At 45.8% G+C, this 1,344-nt stretch carries 2 protein-coding genes; both read left to right on the plus strand.

Annotation, left to right across the window (positions count from 1 at the left end):
* Nucleotides 1–154: 154 nt before the first annotated feature.
* Nucleotides 155–448 carry a hypothetical protein gene (locus tag RJ60_RS16070; RefSeq protein ID WP_243392268.1) on the plus strand — a complete coding sequence of 98 codons (294 nt, stop codon included), beginning with the start codon at nucleotides 155–157 and terminating at the stop codon, nucleotides 446–448.
* Nucleotides 449–477: 29 nt separating this feature from the next.
* Nucleotides 478–1,059, plus strand: a complete 582-nt coding sequence (gene rsgA / locus RJ60_RS16075; protein WP_243392269.1) for a ribosome small subunit-dependent GTPase A — start codon at nucleotides 478–480, stop codon at nucleotides 1,057–1,059.
* Nucleotides 1,060–1,344 lie beyond the last annotated feature (285 nt).

Genomic DNA, 1,344 nt, shown 5'->3' on the forward strand with positions numbered 1-1,344 from the left:
AATGATTTCTTTAACCCCACGGGCTCTTACACCGCGCTTCTTTTGGAATTCACCAGCTGACAGGCTAGTTTCTTCCGATTATTCGACCACGGTGGTAAAAGAACCCGTGGTTTTTTGCTTTTTTTGTTCAAATTACTAGACTAATCGGAGGTAAATGATTACTGGTGAAGTAACTAACGTTCAGAAAGGAATAATAGAAGTGCTCTCTGATACAGGGGATTACTTTCGGTGTCTTCTAGGGGGTAAGCTACTGAGAAAAGAGAGGACCGAGAAGAATGAAGTCACCGTCGGAGACAAGGTCGTTTTCGGAACTCTTCAGAGAGAGCGAGGTGTCATTACAGAGGTTCTTCCAAGAAAAAAGTGTCTCGTGCGAAGAGGTGCAGGAAAAAGAGGGAGTCACTTGGATCAGGTGATCGCGGCCAACGTGGATCAGGTCTTCATGTTGTAGCAGTAAAGGATCCTCCTTACCGCAAGAGCTTGATCGAAAGATACATCACTGCGGCGAGAGGACCCGATCTAGATGTCATGATCGTCTTCAACAAAGCCGACCTTGGTATTGAAAAAGAGGCAGCCGATGATATTCAGAACTATCGCGAATTGGGTTATCAGGTCTTTCTCACGAGCACTTTGACCGGGCAAGGCCTGGAAGAAGTGAAGGAGAGCCTCAAATACAAATCCTCCGTACTCGCTGGCAGTTCCGGTGTCGGAAAGTCTTCCCTAGTAAACGCGATTTGCAGGAGCAATGTGAAGACCGCTGAGGTAAGTGATTCTACCCATAAGGGAAAACACACGACAACCTCATATCAAGTAAACCTTCTTCAAGATGGCGGAAAATTGATCGATGTTCCCGAAATGAGAGAGTTTGCAATCAGTGGAACGGAAGGGCTTGACGAAGTCTTTGAGGATATCGCCGAACTCTTTGCCAAGTGCAGGTTCAGAGACTGCATTCACACTGTCGAGCCAGGATGTGCCGTTCGGGAGGCTGTGACAAACGGAATTCTTGATGAGAAAAGACTGCGAAACTACTCGAAGATGAAGAAGGAATCGTGTGGCTCTTGATTCCGAACTAAATGGAGGAGTACAGATAGTTGTTGAATAAAGCCTAGTTATTCAAGTGATCGGGCCATAATTGCTTTTTAGCAATAGGTTCTAACGCTTGCTCCTTTTGCTCACTGCTAAATTGGCAGGCCCTGCTTGAAAAAGGCAAAGATTGAGTAAAGACATCTCAAGTCCTTCCCGGAACTCCGTTTCTTACAAGCGCATAGTGAATTGAGAATGCGGTGGTACGGCTGGCATTCTTTTCGTTTTTTCCCTTGTTTAGTCTGAAGTTCCCAAACTGAACAA

The sequence above is a fragment of the Mesotoga sp. B105.6.4 genome (genome assembly GCF_002896535.1).
In the GTDB taxonomy this organism is placed as follows: domain Bacteria; phylum Thermotogota; class Thermotogae; order Petrotogales; family Kosmotogaceae; genus Mesotoga.

Excerpts from the sequence above, each read along its gene's own strand:
- RJ60_RS16070 (WP_243392268.1), top strand. The coding sequence starts at position 155 with ATGATTACTGGTGAAGTAACTAACGTTCAGAAAGGAATAATAGAAGTG.